This window comes from Geodermatophilus bullaregiensis, assembly GCF_016907675.1.
GTDB lineage: Bacteria > Actinomycetota > Actinomycetes > Mycobacteriales > Geodermatophilaceae > Geodermatophilus > Geodermatophilus bullaregiensis.
In genome coordinates this window covers 2,771,850-2,790,274 of the sequence record NZ_JAFBCJ010000001.1, presented here as the reverse complement: position 1 = coordinate 2,790,274, position 18,425 = coordinate 2,771,850, and the positions used below count along the sequence as shown (strand labels likewise).

At 75.2% G+C, this 18,425-nt stretch carries 17 protein-coding genes; 12 read left to right on the top strand and 5 right to left on the bottom strand.

All coding sequences use genetic code 11. From position 1 onward, the window contains the following. Positions 1-196: 196 nt before the first annotated feature. Together JOD57_RS13190 and JOD57_RS13185 are read right to left on the bottom strand one after the other, a co-directional pair. Entirely contained in the window at positions 197-820 is a 624-nt protein-coding gene (locus tag JOD57_RS13190) for an alpha-ketoglutarate-dependent dioxygenase AlkB (RefSeq protein WP_204692440.1), read from the bottom strand. A 39-nt stretch (positions 821-859) separates the two neighbouring features. Further along, a complete protein-coding gene (locus tag JOD57_RS13185; protein ID WP_204692439.1) occupies positions 860-3,085 on the bottom strand; it encodes a RecQ family ATP-dependent DNA helicase in 2,226 nt (741 codons plus the stop codon). A gap of 79 nt (positions 3,086-3,164) precedes the next feature. Between JOD57_RS13185 and JOD57_RS13180 the strand changes: the two genes are divergently transcribed. From JOD57_RS13180 to JOD57_RS13155, 6 genes are all read left to right on the top strand, one after another. Beyond that, positions 3,165-3,983 carry a PHP domain-containing protein gene (locus JOD57_RS13180; protein ID WP_204692438.1) on the top strand — a complete coding sequence of 273 codons (819 nt, stop codon included), beginning with the start codon at positions 3,165-3,167 and terminating at the stop codon, positions 3,981-3,983. Between the two features lie 91 nt (positions 3,984-4,074). Next, the gene (locus tag JOD57_RS13175; protein ID WP_204692437.1) at positions 4,075-5,031 is read left to right on the top strand and encodes a carbamate kinase; all 957 of its coding nucleotides are present in this window, start codon (positions 4,075-4,077) and stop codon (positions 5,029-5,031) included. A 10-nt stretch (positions 5,032-5,041) separates the two neighbouring features. After that, positions 5,042-6,145, top strand: a complete 1,104-nt coding sequence (gene bar, locus JOD57_RS13170; RefSeq protein WP_204692436.1) for a barbiturase — start codon at positions 5,042-5,044, stop codon at positions 6,143-6,145. Between the two features lie 105 nt (positions 6,146-6,250). After that, a complete protein-coding gene (locus tag JOD57_RS13165) occupies positions 6,251-6,463 on the top strand; it encodes a hypothetical protein (RefSeq protein ID WP_204692435.1) in 213 nt (70 codons plus the stop codon). A gap of 68 nt (positions 6,464-6,531) precedes the next feature. Then, positions 6,532-7,200: a 3-oxoacid CoA-transferase subunit A gene (locus tag JOD57_RS13160; RefSeq protein ID WP_204692434.1), complete on the top strand. Its 669-nt coding sequence runs from the start codon at positions 6,532-6,534 to the stop codon at positions 7,198-7,200. Then, complete coding sequence (locus JOD57_RS13155; RefSeq protein ID WP_204692433.1) at positions 7,197-7,868, top strand: 3-oxoacid CoA-transferase subunit B; 672 nt, start codon at positions 7,197-7,199, stop codon at positions 7,866-7,868. Before JOD57_RS13160 ends, JOD57_RS13155 begins: the two co-directional genes overlap by 4 nt. Here JOD57_RS13155 and rpsD read toward each other — a convergent pair. Next, positions 7,856-8,458, bottom strand: a complete 603-nt coding sequence (gene rpsD, locus JOD57_RS13150) for a 30S ribosomal protein S4 (protein WP_204692432.1) — start codon at positions 8,456-8,458, stop codon at positions 7,856-7,858. The genes JOD57_RS13155 and rpsD overlap by 13 nt on opposite strands. 66 nt (positions 8,459-8,524) lie before the next feature. Here rpsD and JOD57_RS13145 point away from each other — a divergent pair, with 66 nt between their 5' ends. Then, positions 8,525-9,307 carry a DUF2470 domain-containing protein gene (locus JOD57_RS13145; RefSeq protein ID WP_204692431.1) on the top strand — a complete coding sequence of 261 codons (783 nt, stop codon included), beginning with the start codon at positions 8,525-8,527 and terminating at the stop codon, positions 9,305-9,307. Between the two features lie 31 nt (positions 9,308-9,338). Here JOD57_RS13145 and JOD57_RS13140 read toward each other — a convergent pair whose 3' ends face one another. Both JOD57_RS13140 and JOD57_RS13135 read right to left on the bottom strand, forming a co-directional pair. Beyond that, positions 9,339-10,742: a YlbE family protein gene (locus JOD57_RS13140; RefSeq protein ID WP_204692430.1), complete on the bottom strand. Its 1,404-nt coding sequence runs from the start codon at positions 10,740-10,742 to the stop codon at positions 9,339-9,341. Next, positions 10,739-12,238 (bottom strand): AllF/FdrA family protein, encoded by a 1,500-nt coding sequence (locus JOD57_RS13135; RefSeq protein WP_307824661.1) that lies wholly within the window; start codon positions 12,236-12,238, stop codon positions 10,739-10,741. The genes JOD57_RS13140 and JOD57_RS13135 overlap by 4 nt, the downstream gene beginning before the upstream one ends. Before the next feature lie 168 nt (positions 12,239-12,406). Here JOD57_RS13135 and JOD57_RS13130 point away from each other — a divergent pair, with 168 nt between their 5' ends. From JOD57_RS13130 to JOD57_RS13110, 5 genes are read left to right on the top strand one after another with little or no spacing between them, the layout of a single operon-like run. Further along, positions 12,407-13,927: a uracil-xanthine permease family protein gene (locus tag JOD57_RS13130; RefSeq protein ID WP_204692429.1), complete on the top strand. Its 1,521-nt coding sequence runs from the start codon at positions 12,407-12,409 to the stop codon at positions 13,925-13,927. After that, complete coding sequence (locus JOD57_RS26890) at positions 13,924-14,802, top strand: FAD binding domain-containing protein (RefSeq protein WP_204692428.1); 879 nt, start codon at positions 13,924-13,926, stop codon at positions 14,800-14,802. The genes JOD57_RS13130 and JOD57_RS26890 overlap by 4 nt, the downstream gene beginning before the upstream one ends. After that, a complete protein-coding gene (locus JOD57_RS13120) occupies positions 14,799-15,320 on the top strand; it encodes a (2Fe-2S)-binding protein (RefSeq protein ID WP_204692427.1) in 522 nt (173 codons plus the stop codon). Before JOD57_RS26890 ends, JOD57_RS13120 begins: the two co-directional genes overlap by 4 nt. Further along, positions 15,317-17,734, top strand: a complete 2,418-nt coding sequence (gene cutA, locus JOD57_RS13115) for an aerobic carbon-monoxide dehydrogenase large subunit (protein WP_204692426.1) — start codon at positions 15,317-15,319, stop codon at positions 17,732-17,734. The genes JOD57_RS13120 and cutA overlap by 4 nt, the downstream gene beginning before the upstream one ends. Beyond that, positions 17,731-18,390 (top strand): SRPBCC family protein, encoded by a 660-nt coding sequence (locus JOD57_RS13110; protein WP_204692425.1) that lies wholly within the window; start codon positions 17,731-17,733, stop codon positions 18,388-18,390. The genes cutA and JOD57_RS13110 overlap by 4 nt, the downstream gene beginning before the upstream one ends. The last annotated feature ends 35 nt before the right edge of the window (positions 18,391-18,425 follow it).

Here is an 18,425-nt window from a genome sequence, read left to right as displayed (position 1 = left end):
CTTGTGGGCCGTTGTCCGAGGCGGTGTCCTCACTGTACACCCGCTCCGCAGCAGTCGGGCCTCGAGGGCCTGTCCGGCGGTTGACCAGGCTGGCGGCCCGGTCCGTTCTCGCGTGGTGCAGAGAGAAAGATACACGCTCCCGGAGGGGTCGTGCAGGGGGGTCCCCTGGCACCGTCCCGAGCCTCCCCGATGCCCGTCAGGCCACGCCCGCTGGACGGAACTGCACGCTCACCCGTGGCCCCACCGGCTTCGCCGTCTTCGGGATGCAGTGCTCCCACGTGCGCTGGCAGGAGCCGCCCATGACGACGAGGTCGCCGTGGCCGAGGGGGAAGCGGAGCGTCTCCCCGCCACCGACCGGACGCAGCAGCAGCGGCCGCGGGGAACCGAACGACACGATGGCGACCACCGTGTCCTGCGTCCGGCTGCGCCCCAGCCGGTCCCCGTGCCAGGCGACGCTGTCCCGGCCGTCCCGGTACAGGCACATGCCGGCCGTGACGAAGGGCTCGCCCAGCTCCGGTGCGTAGTGCGCGCCGAGCGCCTCGCGGGCCTGCGTCAGCAGCGGGTGCGGGAGCGTCTCCTCACGGCCGTACCACCGCAGCAGCCGGGGCACGGCCACCTCGCGGTCGTACATCTGCCGCCGGTCGGCCCGCCAGCCGATGTCCCCGAGCAGCACCTCGAGGACGGCGTCGGAGCCCTGCACCCACCCGGGCAGGTGGTCCACCCACGCCCTCCGGCTCAGCCGGTGCCGGGTGGGGGTGAGCGGTGCCAGCGAGGGCTCCTCGGCGACGTCCCACATCGACGGCTGGTGCGCGAGCGTCATGGCGGCAGGCTACGCGGGATCGAACGTGTGTACGACCCCTCAGGCGGTGAGGGCCAGGGCGAAGGGCAGCACCCGCGAGGCGCCGGCCAGCCGCAGCTCCCGGCCGGCCACCGTCATCGTCCAGCGTGAGTCGGCGAGGTCGTCGACCAGCAGCACCGGCACCGGGCCGAGCTCGTCGAGGCGGGCCCGCAGCTCGGGGCCGACGACGATCCGCTGCCACACCCCCGCCAGCCGGAAGGCGCTGTTGCCGCCGGGTCCGCCGGTCGGTCCCCCGTGGGCGAGCGACAGCTCGCCCAGGTAGGGCAGCCGGCCCAAGCGCGCCAGCCCCTGCGCGACCCCGGCCACCAGCCGCGGCCGGCGACGCGAGGGGACCCCCACCACGGCGGCGGGCCGCTCGGCCCAGTCCCAGGCGGCGAGCACCCGCCCGCACGCCCGCAGCAGGTCGTCGTCCGGGGGGACGTCGGAGACCGAGCGCTGGACCGGGACATCGAAGGCGGCGTCCGGGTCCTCCTCCAGGCCGGGGGCCTCGAGGTCGAGGGTCACCGTGCCGCCCACGCCGTCGTCACCGAGCAGGGTGCGCAGCCGCTGGCCCCAGCCGAGGTCGGTGAGGCGGGCGACGGCCCGGCCCGGGTCGAGCTGCTCGCCCGGCGCGATCCTGCCCTTGACGGTGACGCCGAGGCGGTCGGCACCGGTGGGCCACTGGGCGCGCGGCGCCAGCTCGACGCCGGGGCGGTCGAGGACGGCGGAGGCGGCCTGCGCGGCACCCTCCGGGACCTCGGTCGGGTACCAGGGGCCGGCGCAGACGTCGCAGCGGCCGCAGGGCGCGGCGGTCGGGTCGTCGAGCGCCTCCTGGAGGAAGGCCATGCGGCACCGCGCCTCGTCCACCGGCCTCGCGTAGGCGATCATCGCCCGCTGCTCGGCCTCCCGGGTGCGGGCCACCCGGGCGTAGCGGTCGGCGTCGTAGACCCACGGCCGTCCGGTGGACCGCCAGCCGCCCTGCACCCGCTCCACCGCGCCGTCGACGGCGAGCACCTTGAGCAGCAGCTCCAGCCGGGAGCGGCGGACGTCGGCAACGGTCTCCAGCCGGGCCACCGACCACGCCCTGCCGTCGGCCATCGCGGTGAGGACGGCGGCGGCGTGGTCCTCCCGCGGCATGGAGGAGGTGGCGAACCACTGCCAGATGGCGAGGTCCTCCGGCCCGGGCAGGAGCAGCACGTCGGCGTGCTCGACGGCGCGGCCGGCGCGGCCGACCTGCTGGTAGTAGCTGACCGGCGACGACGGCGCGCCCAGGTGGACGACGAAGCCGAGGTCGGGCTTGTCGAAGCCCATGCCCAGCGCCGAGGTGGCGACCAGCGCCTTCACCCGGTTCTCCCGCAGCGCCTCCTCGGCGTCCTTGCGGTCGGCGTCGTCGAGGCGGCCGGTGTAGGCGCGCACGTCGTGACCGGCGTCGCGCAGCAGGGACGCCGTCTCCTCGGCCGCGGAGACGGTGAGCGTGTAGACGATGCCGCTGCCCGGCAGGTCGCCGAGGTGGGCGGCCAGCCAGGCCAGCCGCGCCCGGTCGGTGGGCAGGCGGAGGACGCCGAGGCGCAGCGAGTCGCGCGCCAGCGGCCCGCGGACCGTGGTCACCCCGACGCCGCCCGCGCCGAGCTGCTCGGCGACGTCGGCGACCACGCGCTCGTTGGCCGTGGCCGTCGTCGCCAGGACCGGTGTGCCGGCCGGCAGCGTGCCGAGCAGGTCGCGGATGCGGCGGTAGTCGGGGCGGAAGTCGTGCCCCCAGTCGGAGACGCAGTGCGCCTCGTCCACGACCAGCAGGCCGCAGCGGGCGACCAGGCCGGGCAGCTGCTCCTCGCGGAAGCGCGGGTTGGTCAGCCGCTCGGGCGAGACGAGCAGGACGTCGACGTCGTCGGCGGCCAGGCGCGCGGCGACGTCGTCCCACTCGGTGGCGTTGGCGCTGGAGATCTCCACCGCCCGGATGCCGGCGCGGGCCGCGGCGGCCACCTGGTCGCGCATCAGCGCCAGCAGCGGGCTGACCAGCAGCGTCGGCCCGGCGCCGCGGCGGCGCAGCAGCGCGGTGGAGACGAAGTAGACCGCCGACTTGCCCCACCCGGTGCGCTGCACGACCAGCGCGCGCTCGGAGCGCTCGACGAGCGCGGCGACGGCGGCGTCCTGCCCCTCGCGGAAGCCCGCGTCGGGCCGGCCGGTCAGCTCCCGGAGGACGGTGAGCGCCTCGACGGCGAGGTCGGACGTCGGCGCGGCGGTGGTCATGGGTCCCGACAGTAGGTGCGGCCGCCGACAGCGCGGCCCTCGCGCGCGGGAGCTGGGGACGGCGGGCAGGATGGGGACGATGCGGCCGCCGGACAACCACGTGCACACCGGGTGGTCGTGGGACACGCCCAGCTCGGTGACGATGGCCCGCGCCTGCGAGAAGGCGGTGGCGCTCGGGCTGCCGGCGATCGCCTTCACCGAGCACCTCGACTTCACCGTGTGGGGACCCGACGACCGCGCCACCACGCTCGGGCTGGTCGACCGGCACGCCTCCCGCCACCAGCCGATCGACACCGAGGGCTACTGGGCCGAGCTGGCCGAGGTCCGCGAGCGGTTCCCCGAGCTGCGCGTCTGGTCCGGCGTCGAGGCCGGCGAGCCGCACCTGTTCTCCGCCAGCGTCGCCGCCCACCTGCGCGACGCCCCGGTGGACCGCGTCCTCGGCTCGCTGCACTCCCTGCACGACGGTGACCGGCTCTACGGCGTCGGGCAGCTGCTCTACCAGGACGCCGACGGCACGATGCGCCGCTACCTCGCCGAGGTCGTGGACATGGTGGAGAGCAGCGACGTCTTCCAGGTCCTCGCGCACGTGGACTTCCCGCGGCGCTACTGGCCCGGCGGCTCGCACCGGTACGTGGAGAAGGACTACGAGGAGGAGTACCGGGCGGTGTTCCGCGCCCTGGCCGGCACCGGGCGGGCGCTCGAGGTGAACACCAGCAGCCCGCTGGCCTCGGCCGACCAGGTGCGCTGGTTCCGCGAGGAGGGCGGCGAGGCGGTGAGCTTCGGCAGCGACGCCCACCAGTCGGCCGCGGTGGGCCAGCGCTTCGACCTCGCGGTCGACGTCGTCGAGGCGGCCGGCTTCCGCCCGGGCCGGGACCGCTTCGACTTCTGGCGCCGCTGAGGCCCCCGGCGCCGCCGGTCTCCGCGGTGCACCTCCGCGGACGTGCACACGGGTACTTCAGCGCTGAGACATCTCCCGCTACCGTGCGCGGGTGACCTCCCGCCGCGTCGTGATCGCGCTCGGGGGCAACGCCATGACCGGCCCGGACGGATCGGCGACGCCGGTCGCCCAGCGGGAGGCCATCGCCGTCGCCGCGCAGCACGTGGCCGAGGTCGTGGCGACCGGCGCGCACGTCGTCCTCACCCACGGCAACGGGCCGCAGGTCGGCAACCTGCTGGTCAAGAACGAGCTGGCCGCGCACGAGGTCCCGCCCGTGCCGCTGGACTGGAACGTCGCCCAGACCCAGGCGACGATCGGCTTCACGCTGGCCGACGAGCTCGACGCGGCGCTGGCCGCCCGGGGGCTGCCGCAGCGCACGGCGGCGCTGGTCACCCGCACGCTGGTCGACCCCGCCGACCCCGGGTTCGCGTCCCCGGCCAAGCCGGTCGGCCGCTACCTGCCCGCCGAGCAGGCCGCCCGCTTCGTCGCGCTCGGCCAGACCTGGGAGGACCGCGGCCCGCGCGGGTGGCGTCGGGTGGTCGCCTCCCCCGAGCCGCGGTCGGTCGTCGACACGCCGGCGATCGCCGCCCTCGCCGGCGCCGGGTTCGTCGTCGTCTGCGCCGGTGGCGGCGGCGTGCCGGTGGTCGACGACGGTGCCGACGGCGCGGCCCTGCGCGGGGTGGAGGCCGTCGTCGACAAGGACCTGACCGCCGCGCTGCTGGCCCGCGAGCTGATCGCCGACACCCTGGTCATCGCCACCGACGTCGCCTCCGTGATGGTCGACTTCGGGACGCCGTCGGCCCGGCCGCTGCGCCGGGTCACCGCCGCCGAGCTGCGGGGGCACGCGGCGGCCGGCCAGTTCGCCCGCGGCAGCATGGGCCCCAAGGTCGAGGCCGCGCTGCGCTTCGTCGACGGGCACCCCGGCGGCCGCGCCGTCATCACCTGCCTCGAGTCCATCTCCGACGCCGTCCGCGGTGACGACGTCGGCACCGTCATCACCGCCAGCTAGAGGAGTACCCGTGCCCGCACCGATCGAGGTCCGCAAGGTCCCGCTGCACAACGTCAGCGACGCCTCCGAGCTGGCGAAGCTCGTCGACGAGGGCGTCATGGAGGCCGACCGGGTCGTCGCCGTCATCGGCAAGACCGAGGGCAACGGCGGGGTCAACGACTACACCCGGATCATCGCCGACCGCGCCTTCCGCGAGGTGCTGCTGGAGAAGGGCAGCCGGTCGAAGGAGGAGGTGGGGGAGATCCCGATCGTGTGGTCGGGCGGCACGGACGGCGTCATCAGCCCGCACGCGACGGTCTTCGCCACGCTGCCGGGGGACGCCGTCGAGGAGACCGACGAGCCGCGGCTGACCGTGGGCTTCGCGATGAGCGACGTGCTGCTGCCCGAGGACATCGGCCGGATCACGATGGTGGAGAAGGTGGCCGAGGGCGTGCGGCGGGCGATGGCCGAGGCGGGCATCACCGACCCGGCCGACGTCCACTACGTGCAGACCAAGACGCCGCTGCTGACCATCGAGACGATCCGCGACGCCAGGGCCCGCGGCCAGCAGACCTACTACGACGAGCCGCACGGCTCGATGGACCTGTCCAACGGGACGACGGCGCTGGGCATCGCGGTGGCCCTCGGCGAGATCGAGATGCCGAGGCAGGAGCAGGTCATGCGCGACCTGTCGCTGTTCAGCGCGGTGGCGTCGTGCTCGTCGGGCGTGGAGCTGGACCGGGCGCAGATCGTCGTCGTCGGCAACGCGCGCGGGCACGGCGGGGCCTACCGGATCGGCCACTCGGTGATGCGCGACGCCCTGGACCAGGACGGCATCTGGAACGCCATCCGGGACGCCGGCCTCGAGCTGCCCGAGCGGCCGCACCCCTCCGACCTCGGCGACCGGCTGGTCAACGTCTTCCTCAAGTGCGAGGCCGACCCGACCGGCTACGTCCGCGGCCGGCGCAACGCGATGCTCGACGACTCCGACGTCTTCTGGCACCGGCAGATCAAGGCCACCGTCGGCGGGGTGGCGGCCTCGGTGACCGGCGACCCGGCGGTGTTCGTCTCGGTGGCCGCGGTGCACCAGGGCCCCTCGGGCGGCGGCCCGGTGGCCGCGATCGTCCGGGCCTGAGGGAGGCCGCCCGGCTCAGTAGCGGAAGCGGCCGACCAGGGCGGTGAACTCCCCCGCCATCCGGGACAGCTCCTCGGCGGCCTGCGCGGTCTGCCCCGCCCCGCCGTGGGGCACCACGCCGTCCGTCCTCGGCCGGGCCCGCACCCGCGGCACGCCGGGCCGACACGCTGGACGCTGGACGACGGCAGCACCTGGCTGGTCGGGGAGCTCGGTCGGCGGGCGGGGGTCCCGCCGGACGACCTGCGCGACGGCCTCGCCGAGCTCGCCGGCACGGGCCACGACGACGTCGCGGTGCTCGCCGTCCGCGTGCCGGGCTGACCGGTCGCCGAGGACGAGCCGCGCGCCCGCCACCCGGTTAGCGTCAGGCCGACCGATCGGAGGTGCGGATGATCGACAAGCGGGTCGCGTCGCTGGCCGACGCCGTCGCGGGCATCGAGGACGGCGCCACCGTGCTGGTCGGCGGGTTCGGCGCCTCCGGCGTCCCGGTCGAGCTGGTGCACGCGCTGCTCGACCAGGGCACCACCGACCTCACCGTCGTCACGAACAACGCCGGGTCCGGCGAGACCGACGTCGCCGCGCTGCTGCGCGAGCGGCGGGTGCGCAGGATCGTCTGCTCGTACCCGCGGTCGGCCGGCTCGATCTGGTTCGAGGAGCGCTGGCGGGCCGGCGAGGTGGAGCTGGAGCTGGTGCCGCAGGGGACGCTGAGCGAGCGGATGCGGGCCGCGGCGGCCGGGCTGGGCGGGTTCTTCACCCCCACCGGCGCCGACAGCCGGCTGGCCGAGGGCAAGGAGGTGCGGGTCATCGACGGACGACGGCACGTGTTCGAGGAGCCGCTGCCCGGCGACGTCGCGCTGGTCAAGGCCGCGCGCGCCGACCGCTGGGGCAACCTCGTCTACCGCACCGCGGCGCGGAACTTCGGCCCGACGATGGCCGCGGCCGCCGCGCTCACCGTCGTCCAGGTCGACGAGTTCGTGGAGCTCGGCGAGCTGGACCCGGAGGCGATCGTGACGCCGGGGATCTTCGTCGACCGCGTCGTCCGGGTGAGTGCGGCGTGAGCCTGGACCTGCGGGACGTCGCCCGCCGGGTCGCCCGCGACATCCCCGACGGCGCCTACGTCAACCTCGGCATCGGCCTGCCGACGCTGGTCGCCGACTGCGTGGGCCACGACAAGGAGGTCGTCTACCACTCGGAGAACGGCATCCTCGGGATGGGCCCGGCGCCCGCGCCGGGCGAGGAGGACCCGGAGCTGATCAACGCCGGGAAGCAGCCGGTCACCCTGCTGCCCGGCGGGGCGTTCTTCCACCACACCGACGCCTTCCTGATGATGCGCGGCGGGCACGTCGACGTGACGGTGCTCGGCGCCTTCCAGGTGTCGGAGACCGGCGACCTCGCCAACTGGGCCACCGACGACGCCACGCACCCACCGGCCGTCGGCGGCGCGATGGACCTCGCCGTCGGCGCCAGGCGGGTGCTGGTGCTGACGACGCACACCACGCGGGCCGGCGAGCCGAAGCTGCTGCCGCGCTGCACCTACCCGCTGACGGCGGCCGGCGTGGTCGACCGCGTCTACACCGACCTCGCCGTCCTCGACGTCACCGGCAGCGGGTTCCTGGTGCGCGAGATGGTGGCCGGGCTCTCTCGCGAGGACCTGCAGGGCCGCACGGCCGCGCGGCTGGCCTTCGCCGACGACCTGGCCGTGCTGGAGCCGGGTCAGCGGGAGTAGTACTCCACGACCAGCTGCTCCTCGCACACGACCGGGACCTCGTCGCGGGTGGGCACGCGGTCGACGCGGCAGGTGAGGTCGGCCAGGCGGACCTCGAGGTAGCCCGGGGCAGTGGCGTGCGCGCCGGCGGCGGCGACCCGGAACGGCTCCTTCGTGCGCGACCCCTCGGCGACCTGCACGACGTCGCCGGGGCGCAGCCGGTAGGAGGGCCGGTCGACCCGCCTGCCGTTGACCAGCACGTGCTGGTGGGTGACGAACTGGCGCGCCTGGTAGACGGTGCGGGCGAAGCCGGCGCGCAGCACCGTGGCGTCCAGCCGCGACTCCAGGTCCTGCAGCAGCGCCTCGCCGGTCTTGCCGCCGGTCCGCCGGGCCCGGTCGAAGGCGGCGCGCAGCTGGGTCTCGCTGACGTCGTACTGCGCGCGCAGCCGCTGCTTCTCCAGCAGCCGGGTCGAGTAGTCGCTCTGCTGCTTGCGCTTGCGGCCGTGCTCGCCCGGCGGGTAGGGCCGCCGCTCGAAGTAGCCGACCGCCTTGGGGGTGAGCGCCAGGCCGAGCCGGCGGCTGAGGCGGACCTTCGGGCGCGGGGTGTTCACACGGACCTCCGTTGTTTGGTTAGGCTCACCTTACAATCCCCTCCACGGTCTCCCTGAGGTGATCCGATGAGCACCGGCCGCCCCTCCCGTGCCGAGTCCGGTCCCGGATCCGGAGCCGGCGGCACCGGCATCCCGCAGCCTCCGCCGGCCGAGCGCGCCCGCACGGTGGCCGCCCGCGCCTCCGCGACGCTGCACGCGGTCGGCGTGGGCGCGGTCGCGCTGTCCGTCGCCGGCACGACGGCCGCCGGGCAGGTGCTGGTCGTCGTCCCGGCGGACGGGCGGCTGGCGGCGGCGCTGCGGACCTCTCCGCTCGGCGACCTGCCGGCCCGCCTCACCGTGGTCGACCGCTCGCCGTTCGCCGTGCGGCACCCGGTGCGCGGGCAGGTGGAGCTCTCCGGCTGGCTCACGCCGGTGCACCCGGCCGACGTGCAGCGCTGCCTGCTCGACCTCGCCGACGTCCACCCCTCCGACGTCCTGCTCGACGTGGGGCTGCGCGCCGTGCTGCTGCGGCTCGACCTGGCCGAGGTGCTGCTCACCGACGCCGGCACGACGTCCGAGGTCGACCCCGACGACTTCGCCGCCGCCCGGCCGGACCCGCTGGGCCCGGGCGAGGTGGACCTGGCGACCGGCCACGGGGAGCCGCTGGACCGCCTGCTCGGGCGGGTGCAGGCCTGGGCCGGCCGCCGCGACGACGTCCGCCTGCTCGGCCTGGACCGCTTCGGGGTGCGGTTCCGCGTCGAGGGCCACGGCAGCTGCTACGACCTGCGCGTGCCCTTCGCCGAGCCGCTGACCACGGGCACCGGCCTCGGCGCGGCGCTGGACACGCTGCTCACCCGCGGCCCCGCCTAGCGCTCGCCGGCCGCTCCCCGCGCCGCCGTCGTCAGCGGGGGGTGCGGGCCTCCTGGGCCAGGGCGGCCAGCGCCTGCTCGAAGCACTCCCGCGGCGGCTGCACCAGCCCGGCGCCCACCTGACCGGTGCCGGCGACCCGCCCGGCCATGCCGGTGTTGATCTGCGGCAGCCAGCCGGTGCGCGCGACCGACAGCACGTCGATGCCGGTCGGCGCGCCGCGGAAGCCGAGGACCGGGATCGCCATCGCCGGGTTCTCGGCCAGCGTGAGCTGGTACATCCGCTCCGTGGTGGCCAGCGCGTCGGGCACCGTGCCACCGACGAACCGCACGATCGCCGGGGCCGCGGCCATGGAGAACCCGCCGACGCCGTAGGTCTCCATGATCGCCGAGTCACCGATGTCGGGGTTGGCGTCGTCGGGGCCGTAGTCGCCGAGGAACAGGCCCACCGGCGTCTGCGCGGGGCCGGTGAACCAGCGGTCGCCGGTGCCGGCGGTCTGGACGCCGAACTCCGTGCCGTTGCGGCTCATCACCGTGACCATCGTCGAGCCGGGGACGTCGCGGGCGGCGTCCATCGCGAGCTTCGCCGTCGGCATGCCGAGGTTGAGGAAGAAGTGCTCGTTGCCGCCGATGAACCGCAGCGCGGCGGCGACGTCGTCCCCCGGCGCGTGCAGCGCGACGAGGGCCGGCGCGAGGTCCCGCAGCGCCATGAGCGAGCCGGCGCGGTTGCGGTTGTGCCCCTCGTCGCCCATCTGCAGCATCTGCGCGAGCACCGCCTTGACGTCGAGCGGCTCGGGCATCGAGCGCACCGCCCGGGCGAGCAGCGGGCCGAGGACGTCGCGCATCCAGGCCAGCCGGGTGAGCACCTCCTCGTCGAAGGCGCCCATCCGCAGCACCTTGCCCAGGCCCTCGTTGAGGTTGCAGTACGCGCGACCGCCGCCGACCGGGTCCTCGAGGCACCACGTCCACATCGAGGGGCTGGTGACGCCGGCCATCGGGCCCACGGCCGAGCGGTGGTGGCAGGGGTCGAGCGCGACCCCGCCGGAGGCGAGCAGCCGCTCGGCGTCCTCGACGTCGGCCGCCCACCCCTCGAACAGGCAGGCGCCGACCAGCGCGCCGCGCATCGGGCCGGAGGCGGCCGCCCAGGTCAGCGGCGGCCCGGAGTGCAGCAGCGTGCGGTCGTCCAGACCGAGCACCTCCCGGGCCGGCCGGACGTCGACCAGCTGCGACCCCGCGGCCAGCACCCGCTCGACCGCCGTCCGGTTGGCCGCCGCGCGCCGCGGGTCGAGCGCCAGCGCGGCGAGGTCGCCGGGGTCGCCGAAGGCCGGTGGCCGCCAGTCGACGTCGGCCACCCGGGTCCCCTGCTCCCGCAGCGCGGCGGAGAAGACGTCGACCCCGGCGGCGACGACGGCCGGAGGCCCCGACAAGAGGTCCCTCATCGCGCGGCTCCCAGCAGGTCGAGGGCGTGCCGCGTGGCCGCGGCGTTGGAGGCGAAGACGGCGGCACCGGCCGCGGCGAGGGCGTCGGCCTGCCGGCTCCAGCCCTGCGGGTCGGCGTCGGTGCCGACGAGCGCGACGACCGTCGGCAGGCCCGCCGCCGCCAGTGCCGGCGCCAGCGAGGCGGCCGGGTCGGGGTCGGCGCCGTACCCGAGGACCACGTCGAGCAGCAGCACCGCCGGCTCCCCGGACGCGGCCAGCCGGGCGATCGCCTCGAGCCGCAGCGTCGGGTCGATCATCGGGTGCGCGCGCCCCACGGTGAGCGCGTCGTCGCCGAAGTCGACCACCACGTGGCCGGGTGCGGACAGGTCCGGGGCGGACGGGTCGACGGCGATGCCGAGCTCCGGTCGCAGCGGGGTGTTGGACCGGACGTCGCCGAGCGCCGGCGCGGCCACGAGCATCGCCTCGTCGGCCAGCGTGCCGCCCGAGTAGCAGCCCTTGAGGACGGCGCCGGCCGCGGGCGTGGCGCCGTTCCCCTCTCGCAAGGGCCAGGCCGGGACGGGCACGCCCATGTCGGCGAGCAGCGCCTCGACGGCGGCGGTGAGGTCGGGCGTCTCGGGCGAGAGCACCGCCGAGCGGACCGGGGTGGTCAGGCGGGACGCCGCGTCGGCCACCGCGTCGGCCACCGCCGGGGCGGGCGGCTTGGACACCACGAGCACCCGCTCGGTGGCCGGGTCGGCGTCCAGCGCCGCCAGCGCGTCGAGCGTGGCCAGCCCGCCGACCGCCTCGGACAGATCGCGCCCGCCGACGCCGAGCACGTGCGAGACGCCGACGCCGGCCATGTCGAGCAGGCAGGACACCTGCTGCGCGCCGGTGCCCGAGGCCGCGACGACGCCCACCGGGCCGGGGCGGACGACGTCGGCGAAGCCGAGCGCGACGCCGGAGACGATCGCCGTCCCGCAGTCGGGTCCCATGACCAGCACGCCGGCCGCGCGCGCGGCCCGCTTGAGCGCGACCTCCTGCTCGACCGGGACGCCGTCGGAGAAGACCAGCACGCTGCGGCCGGCGGCGATCGCGTCGGCGGCCTCGAGGACGGCGTACTGCCCGGGGACGCTGACGATCGCCAGCGTCGGGACGTCGGGGGCCTCGTCCAGCGCGGCGCCGGTCGTGCGGGCGGGCTGGGCGTCGGCGGTGGCGCGGGAGCGCTCGCGCTCGGCCAGGGCGGCGTCGACGGCGGCCACCGCGGCGGCCAACGCGTCGTCGTCGACGGCCCGGATCCCGATGAGCAGCTGCTCGGCCGAGGCATCGGCGTCGGGCGCCAGGCCCATGCCCGCGGCGAGGTCCACGTTGAGCGGCGTCGCCATGGCGACGAGGACGGCGGTGACGCCGTCGCGGGCGCCGACGTCCCGGCTGACCTGCATCAACCGGACCGAGTCGGCGTAGACGCCGCCGCGCAGGGACACGTGCCGGACGCCCGGTCCGGCGGCGGGTGCGCTCACCCGGCCGACCGTACCGGGATGCCTCAGCGCTGAGGTATCGGATCGGGACCGTCACGACGATTTAGCGCTGAGGCACTTCCGCGTGTCGGGACCCCGTGACACATTGACGCCTCCCGCGGTCACGGCACCCGCCGGAAGCGCCGGCGTGCTCGTCGAGGAGGCACTCGGATGGCGTTCAGCTGGAAGCTCTACGGGGACGGCAAGACCCCGCCGCTGGGTGAGGCGGTGGCCCCCGACGAGCGGCTGTCGTGGCCACGGACCGTCGGCATCGGCGCGCAGCACGTCGTCGCCATGTTCGGCGCGACCTTCGTCTTCCCGCTGATCATGGGGCTGGACGCCAACCTCGCGATCATGATGAGCGGCATCGCGACGATCGTCTTCCTGCTCATCGTCAAGGGCCGCGTGCCCAGCTACCTGGGCACCAGCGCCGCCTTCGTCGGTGGCGTCGCGGCGATCCGGGCCAACGGCGGTGGGTCCAGCGACGTCGTCGGCGCGATCCTCGTCGCCGGCGTCGCGCTGGCCCTCGTCGGTGTGCTCATCCACTTCGCCGGGCTCGGCGTCATCAACAAGGTGCTGCCCCCGGCCGTCACCGGCGCGGTGGTCATGCTGATCGGGTTCAACCTGGCCCCGGTCGCGGCCGGCATCTACTGGCCGCAGGACCAGTGGGTGGCCCTCGCCACCATGGCGTTCGTCATCGTCGCGTCCCTGGCGCTGCGGGGCTTCATCGCCCGCATCTCGATCCTGCTCGGGCTGGTCTTCGGCTACCTGCTGTCGGTGCTGCTGGACGTCACGGCCGGGGACATCACCTCGCCCGACGGCACGGGCGAGATCAGCACCCGCGAGCGGATCAACTTCGACTCCGTGGGCGAGGCCGACTGGTTCGGCCTGCCCCAGTTCACCTTCCCCACGTTCTCGCTGAACTTCAGCCTGCTGGTGCTGCCCGCCGTCATCGCCCTGGTCGCGGAGAACGTCGGGCACGTGAAGGCGGTCGCGGAGATGACCAAGCGCGACCTCGACCCGGTGATGGGCCGTGCGGTGTTCGCCGACGGTGTGGGCACGGTCCTCGCGACGTCGGTGGGCGGCTCCCCCACCACGACCTACGCCGAGAACATCGGCGTCATGGCCGCCACCCGCGTCTACTCGACCGCGGCCTACTACGTGGCCGCCGTCGTGGCGATCCTGCTGGGCCTGATCCCCAAGTTCGGCGCGCTGATCAGCATCGTCCCGGGCGGGGTGCTGGGCGGGATCACCGTCGTCCTCTACGGGATGATCGGCCTGCTGGGCGCCAAGATCTGGAAGGAGAACCGGGTCGACTTCGCCAACCCGATCAACCTGGTGCCGCTCGCCGCGGGCATCATCATCGGCATCGGCAACGTCACGCTCACCATCACCGACGACTTCTCCCTGCAGGGCATCGCGCTCGGCTCGATCGTCGCGGTGGTCGCCTGGCACGTGGCCCGGGCGCTCGCCCCCGCGGACATGAAGGCCGCGCTGCTCCGCGAGGGGAGCGTCCCGGAGAGCGGCTCCTCACTGGGGCACCACGGTGGCCCCGCGGGCGGCTACGCCGACGAGCGGGGCGGTTCCGACCCGTCGTCGGTCGACGAGGTCGGTCGCGCCGGCATCGACACCCGCCCCGGCATGGACACCCGGGCCGGCGTCGACACCACCAAGGGGACGCGCGACCGGTGAAACCGGCGCCCTTCCGCTACGCGGACCCCCGCTCGCTCGACGAGGCGCTCGACGTCCTCGCCGCGGAGGGGCCCGGCGCCAAGGTGCTCGCCGGCGGGCAGTCGCTGCTGCCGCTGCTGTCCATGCGGCTCGCGGCGCCGACCACGCTGGTCGACGTCAACCGGGTGCCCGACCTCGACGGGGTCGGGGCGAGCGCGGACGGCGTCCGGGTGGGCGCGCTGGTGCGGCACGCCGCGCTGCTGCGCGACGGGCCCGCCGCCCGGGTGCAGCCGCTGCTGGCCCGGGCGACGGCGAACGTGGCGCACCCGGCGATCCGCAACCGCGGGACGACGGTCGGCTCGATCGCGCACGCCGACCCGAGCGGCGAGATGACCGCGGTGCTCGCGCTGACCGGCGGCTCGGTGACCGTGGCGACGCCGTCCGGCCGGTCGGAGGTCGGCTGGCGGGATCTGTTCGTCGGGCCGCTGGAGACCTCGCTGAGCGGCCCGGCGGTCGTCGTCGACGCCTTCTTCCCCGCCCTGCCGGCGCGGTCGGGGACGGCGTTCGCCGAGATCGCGCGGCGCAGGGGCGACTACGCCGTCTGCGGGGCGGGCGTCGTCGTCACGCTCGACGAGGACCGCCGGGTGGCCGCCGTCCAGGCCGCGTACCTGTCGGTGGGGCCGGTGCCCGAGGTGCACGACCTCACCGAGGCGGTGGCCGGCAAGCCGGTCGACAGCGCGGACTGGGCCGCCGCCGGTGCGCTGGCCCGCTCGCTCGTCGACCCCGATCCCGACCTGCACGCCACCGCCGACTACCGGCGGCTGCTGGTCGGCGTGCTCACTGAACGCACGCTCGCCGACGCCGCCGCGGAAGCGGCCGAGAGGACGACCGCATGAGCACCTCCGTCGACACGGAGCGGACCGTGTCGCTCACCGTCAACGGTGTTCCACGGAAAGCGCAGGTGCCGGTGCGCCGGGTGCTGTCGGACCTGCTGCGCGACGACCTGGGGCTGACCGGCACGCACGTCGGCTGCGCGCACGGCGTCTGCGGCTCGTGCACGGTGCTGGTCGACGGCGAGCCGGTGCGCTCCTGCCTGGTGCTGGCCGTGCAGGTCGACGGCGCCGCGGTGACCACGGTCGAGGGGCTGGCCCGCGACGACCACCGGGGCGGGCAGGTGCTGCACCCGGTGCAGGAGGCCTTCCGCGAGTGCCACGCGCTGCAGTGCGGCTACTGCACCCCGGGCTTCCTGGTGACCATCGCCGCGGGGCTGGAGGCCCGGGACCGCTCCGCGGGGATCACCGAGGAGGAGGTCGACGACCTCGTCGGCGGCAACCTCTGCCGCTGCACCGGCTACGCCAACATCAAGAAGGCCGTCCGCCACGCCGCCGCCGCGATGCGGGAGGACGCCCGGTGACCACCAAGCTGTTCGGGGAGCCGGTCCGCCGCCGCGAGGACGCCCGGCTGATCACCGGCAGGGGGCGCTACCTCGACGACATCGGCGCCGGCGCGCTGGCCGCCGCCTTCGTGCGCAGCCCGCACGCGCACGCCCGCGTCCTCGACGTCGACGTCGAGGGCGCGCTGGACGTCGAGGGCCTGGTCGCGATCTACACCTACGAGGACCTCACCGGGCCGATGGCCGAGCCGCTGCCGGTGCTCATCCCGCACCCGCAGCTGCACGCGCCGCGCACCGGGTACCCACTGGCCAACGGCGTGGTCCACCACGTCGGCGAGCCCGTGGTCATGGTCGTGGCCACCGACCGGTACGTGGCCGAGGACGCCGCCGAGCGCATCGTCGTCGGCTACGAGGAGCTGCCCGTCGTCGTCGGCATCGACACCGCCCGAGAGGCGCGGGCCGCAGTGCACGAGGACGTCCCGGACAACGTCGCCGCGCGGCACCACCAGGAGACCGGCGACGTCGAGCCGGCGCTGGCCGCCTCGCCGCACACGCTGGCCTTCACCCAGACCATCGAGCGCAGCGCCTGCACGCCGCTGGAGGGCAAGGGCGTGCACGCCCGCTGGGACCCCGACGACGGCAGCCTGCGGGTCTACTCGAGCACCCAGGCCTCGACGTCGGTGCGCGCGGCGATCGCGGCGAAGCTCGAGCTGTCGCTGGACCGCGTCGAGGTCATCGCACCGGACGTCGGCGGCGGCTTCGGCGTCAAGATCGTGCACCCGTGGCCGGAGGAGCTGCTGGTGCCGATGGCGGCCATCAGGCTGGGCCGCGAGGTGAAGTGGGCCGAGGACCGCCGCGAGCACTTCGTCTCCAGCGCGCACGAGCGCGGGCAGCGGCAGGAGATCACCGTCGGGTACGACGACGACGGCCGGCTCACCGCGCTCGACGTCCACGTCTGGCACGACAACGGCGCCTACACGCCCTACGGGATCATCGTGCCGATCATCACGGCGACGCAGCTGGTCGGGCCGTACGTGGTCCCCGTGTACCGGGTGGTCGTGGAGAGCCTGTACACGAACACCGTCATCGTCACGCCCTACCGCGGGGCGGGGCGGCCGCAGGGCTGCTTCGCGATGGAGCGGACGATGGACCGGGTCGCCGACGCGCTCGGGCTCGACCGGGCCGAGGTCCGCCGGCGCAACCTCATCCAGGCCGACCAGTTCCCCTACGACCACCACCTGACGTTCCAGGACGGCCGGCCGGTCGTCTACGACTCCGGCGACTACCCGGGGCTGCTCGACAAGCTGACCGCGCTGGTCGGCTGGGAGGAGGCGGAGTCGCTGCGGGCCGAGGCCGCCGGTCGCGGGAAGCTGCTGGGCGTCGGGATGGCGCTGTACGTGGAGGGCACCGGGCCGGGGCCCTACGAGGGCGGGCACGTGCAGGTGCTCGGCAGCGGCAAGGTGCTGGTGTCGACCGGGCTGACCTCGCAGGGGCAGGGCCACGAGACGGTGTTCGCGCAGATCGTCGCCTCCGAGCTCGGGGTGCCGATGGACGACGTCGAGGTGCACACCGGCGACACCCGGCGCTTCGGCTACGCCGTCGGCACCTTCGCCTCGCGGGCGGCGGTGATGAGCGGCAACGCCGTGGCGCTCGCCGCCCGGGGTGTGCGGGAGAAGGCGCTGCGGATCGCCGCCGAGGTCCTGGAGGCCGACCCGGGCGACCTGGAGATCGACGAGGGCCTGGTGCAGGTGAGGGGGACGCCGGGGACGTCGATCCCGCTGCGCACGGTCGCCGTCCTGTCCAACCCGCTGCGGTACGCCTTCGACGAGGCCGCCAAGCAGGCGACGCAGTTCGCGGGGCCGGGCGACGACTCCAAGCCGCCGGTGGCCGCCGGCGACGCGCCGGGGCTCGAGCACCGCGACTACTACTCCCCGATCCGGTCGACGTTCGCCTCGGGCGCGCACGCGGCGGTGGTGGAGGTCGACCCGCGGACGTGGGAGATCGACGTCGTCAGGTACGCGGTGGTGCACGACTGCGGCAACGTGGTGAACCCGATGATCGTCGAGGGGCAGGTGCACGGCGGCGTCGCGCAGGGCGTGGGCGGGGCGCTGTACGAGCGGATGGCCTACGACGCCGACGGGCAGCTGCAGAACGCGTCGTTCATGGACTTCCTCATGCCCTACGCCTCCGAGGTGCCCGACGTGGTGATCGACCACCAGCAGACGCCGTCGCCGCTGAACCCGCTGGGGATCAAGGGCGCCGGGGAGGCGGGGGTGATCCCGGGGTCGGCGGCGCTGGCGTCGGCGATCGAGGACGCGGTGGGACGGCGGGTGGCGGCGATGCCGATCTCGCCGTCGGAGCTGTACGACTTGGTGCGGGACGAGACGGCGGAGCGGACGGCGGCGTCGGCCCGCAGGACGGGAGTGCGTGCGTGAACCTCGACGGCTCGGCGGTGCTGCACGGGTCGCCGGACGACGTCTGGCGGGTGCTCACCGACCCGGACGTGCTGGCGCGGACGATCCCCGGCTGCGGGACGCTGCAGCGGGTCGGCGACGACGAGTACCGGATGGACGTGACCGTCGGCGTCGGTGCGATCCGCGGGACCTACGCCGGCCAGGTGCGGCTGACCGACCAGCAGCCGCCGTCGTCCTACGTCATGCACGCCTCGGGCGCCGGGGCGCCGGGCAACCTGCGGGCCAAGGTGGCGATCGAGCTGGTGCCGTCAGACGCCGGCACGACGACGCTGACCTACTCGGCCGACGCGGTCGTGGGCGGGCCGGTGGCCGGAGTGGGTCAGCGCATGATCACCGGTGTCGCCAAGCGGATGGCCGGCCAGTTCTTCACCGCGATCGACGCCGAGCTGACCGGTTCGGCGGTGCCACGTCCGACGTCGGCCGCGGTGAGCTCGACGGACACCGTTCCCGTGGAGACGCCCGCGGCCGCCTCCGCGGCGCCGCAGGTGTCCACCGGGACGACGACCGCTGTGCCGTCGTCCGACCTGCGGACCCTGGCCGTCGGCGCGGTCGGCGGAGCGGGCCTCACCCTGCTCGGCGTCGTCGTCGGCTACCTCCTTGCCTCTCGGAGGAGATGATCGAGACCCGATGTCCGACCAATCCTTGCCTGCAT

What these genes read in the sequence shown, in the direction of transcription:
- JOD57_RS13190 (WP_204692440.1), bottom strand. Translation starts at nt 820, where the DNA reads ATGACGCTCGCGCACCAGCCGTCGATGTGGGACGTCGCCGAGGAGCCC.
- JOD57_RS13185 (WP_204692439.1), bottom strand. Translation starts at nt 3,085, where the DNA reads ATGACCACCGCCGCGCCGACGTCCGACCTCGCCGTCGAGGCGCTCACC.
- JOD57_RS13180 (WP_204692438.1), top strand. Translation starts at nt 3,165, where the DNA reads ATGCGGCCGCCGGACAACCACGTGCACACCGGGTGGTCGTGGGACACG.
- JOD57_RS13160 (WP_204692434.1), top strand. Translation starts at nt 6,532, where the DNA reads ATGATCGACAAGCGGGTCGCGTCGCTGGCCGACGCCGTCGCGGGCATC.
- JOD57_RS13145 (WP_204692431.1), top strand. Translation starts at nt 8,525, where the DNA reads ATGAGCACCGGCCGCCCCTCCCGTGCCGAGTCCGGTCCCGGATCCGGA.
- JOD57_RS13140 (WP_204692430.1), bottom strand. Translation starts at nt 10,742, where the DNA reads ATGAGGGACCTCTTGTCGGGGCCTCCGGCCGTCGTCGCCGCCGGGGTC.
- JOD57_RS13130 (WP_204692429.1), top strand. Translation starts at nt 12,407, where the DNA reads ATGGCGTTCAGCTGGAAGCTCTACGGGGACGGCAAGACCCCGCCGCTG.
- JOD57_RS13120 (WP_204692427.1), top strand. Translation starts at nt 14,799, where the DNA reads ATGAGCACCTCCGTCGACACGGAGCGGACCGTGTCGCTCACCGTCAAC.